Raw genomic sequence first — 2,030 nt, 5'->3', positions numbered from 1 at the left:
CCAAATACCGTTATCACTTTGACGTAGAATCTGGTATTTTTGCTCAACAAATTCTAGCAGCTTGGGAAAATTTTCTTTGATTATCGCCTGTGGTTCATAATCAATGAAGATATAAGGAGGCTTTGATATCTGCGAAGTCGGTGATAGTGAGTGGGATGGTAATGTTGGGGCGCGGGTAGTTTACAAGCTGGCGAATTTGATGGATTTATCTCAGCGAAGGCAGGAGTTAGGGGGCAGTTCGAGCTTGCGGAAAACTGACCCCTAACTCAGTAGTGTGAGCGGATGTTCTTGGGTTTAAGACAAGAACACCAAATTTTTAATTTGGGGCTGCTTATTCAGGAGGGGTCCCAATCCCCAACTGAGGTAAAACATAAAAGCCTCCAGCATAGCTGCCTCCTGCCTCCTTCAACTCAGCAATAAACCGAGGGTGTACGCGTAGCCCGTCGGAGACATCGCTCGACCTCAAACCTTCACCATTCCACCTCTGAACTCGGAAGTTGCACCATTTAACACCAATTGTCGAGCAAAAAGAGCGATCGTTTGACTTGTGAACTCGAAGGTTGCACCTTTTTCACTACTTTACACCCGCCCCGAAATGGTTTGGCAAGCGAAAAAGCTTACCATAGGCGACAGTAAACCAGTTGCCAGTTAACTTTTTTCCCACTTCCCAATCTTTATTGTTAAACTTGTACTGACCATTTTTTTTACTATATATTACAAAAAATACTTAATAATTGGTAGATGCCAAAATCTAGAAAAATACAGTAATAATTCAATTGCTAATTCGCCACCTGCTTCCTTTTGCTTGCATTATCTTTTGCTTACATGATTTTGATACTATCTTTACATTATTCCTTAATTGTATGTGTGGGATAATACAAAATATACTTCTTCCTTAGACAATGCGTAGTATTATGCTTGGTATTAGAGAAAAAACCTCATCCAAATTACCCGTTTAACACTTTTGAATAAAAATTCATAGGGTAGAATAACTGAATATTGCTCAGATATTTTTAAAATTAAAAGCAGGATTTTTTAATGATCAGCTTAAGTAATTCGGAAAACGGCACAACTAGCAGCACAGCAGCCACTAAGAGGCTGGCAAGGGCGATAATGGTTTCTGGTGAGGAGTTCTCACTGATATTAGCTTGTTGTAACAGTGTTGAAAGGCAGCAGCAAGTGCTGAATGTGTTAACAGAATTTTCATCAGCAGACATCCACGAAATCCTGCTTTCACCTGCAACAGACACATTGTATACAGCTATTACAAGTGCGATTGGTGCTAATCAACCCGAAGCTTTGATGGTACGGGGTTTAGAATCTGTAATAGAAATTAACCAACTAATCATCAGTACCAACATCATGCGAAATGAGTTTCGGAAACAGTTTCGATTCCCCTTGGTGTTGTGGGTAAATGATGAAGTTCTGTGCAAGCTAGTCTGGCTAGCGCCCGATTTCAAAGACTGGGCAGCCAGTACTATTAGATTTGATGTACCTCAGAATCAGTTAGTTGAAGCTGAACAACAAGCCATCAGCGCTTAATATTGCCTGAGATTACTTGCAAAATCTTGTATACGCTAAGTTGATCCGAACAAAACCTCCGCTACAGTCTGTAGTATTCTTTTCTAAAATTATTTTTATGAGTTCTATAACTCTTGACTAACATCCCTATATTACTATGAAATTCATGCTGAAAAACTACTTTAACCCCAATCAAACAAGGATTTTTACTGTTTTGATTTTGACTGGAATTGTGTCTGTTGCTAGCGGTTTAACATTTATCAAAGGTGCTACGAGCGCTACTGCAAAGTTCTCGCTAGAAACAAGCAATGAAGTTCTCAAAGTTTCGGCAAACACTCCCTCAAACAATCTGCAAAATAAATTACCCGCATCTGTAAAAAACGCTGTTTTGCAAGCCGCCTCCAAACGTTTGCAACAGCCAAATCCTCAGCTAAAAATCATTGAGTTTCAACAGCAAACTTGGAAAGATGGCTGTTTAGAATTAGCTAATGCTGATGAATTCTGTACCC

Annotated in this window: 1 protein-coding gene and 1 pseudogene; both read left to right on the top strand. The window is 39.7% G+C overall.

Features of this window, described 5'->3' with window-relative positions; genetic code table 11:
• Positions 1-1,038: 1,038 nt before the first annotated feature.
• Positions 1,039-1,542 (top strand): hypothetical protein, encoded by a 504-nt coding sequence (locus tag LC574_RS37585; RefSeq protein WP_229458693.1) that lies wholly within the window; start codon positions 1,039-1,041, stop codon positions 1,540-1,542.
• A 145-nt stretch (positions 1,543-1,687) separates the two neighbouring features.
• Positions 1,688-2,030: pseudogene (locus tag LC574_RS37580) on the top strand (hypothetical protein); the annotation flags it as partial.

The organism is Nostoc sp. CHAB 5715 (genome assembly GCF_020829685.1).
GTDB lineage: Bacteria > Cyanobacteriota > Cyanobacteriia > Cyanobacteriales > Nostocaceae > Nostoc.
This window is presented reverse-complemented; position numbering and strand designations above follow the sequence as displayed.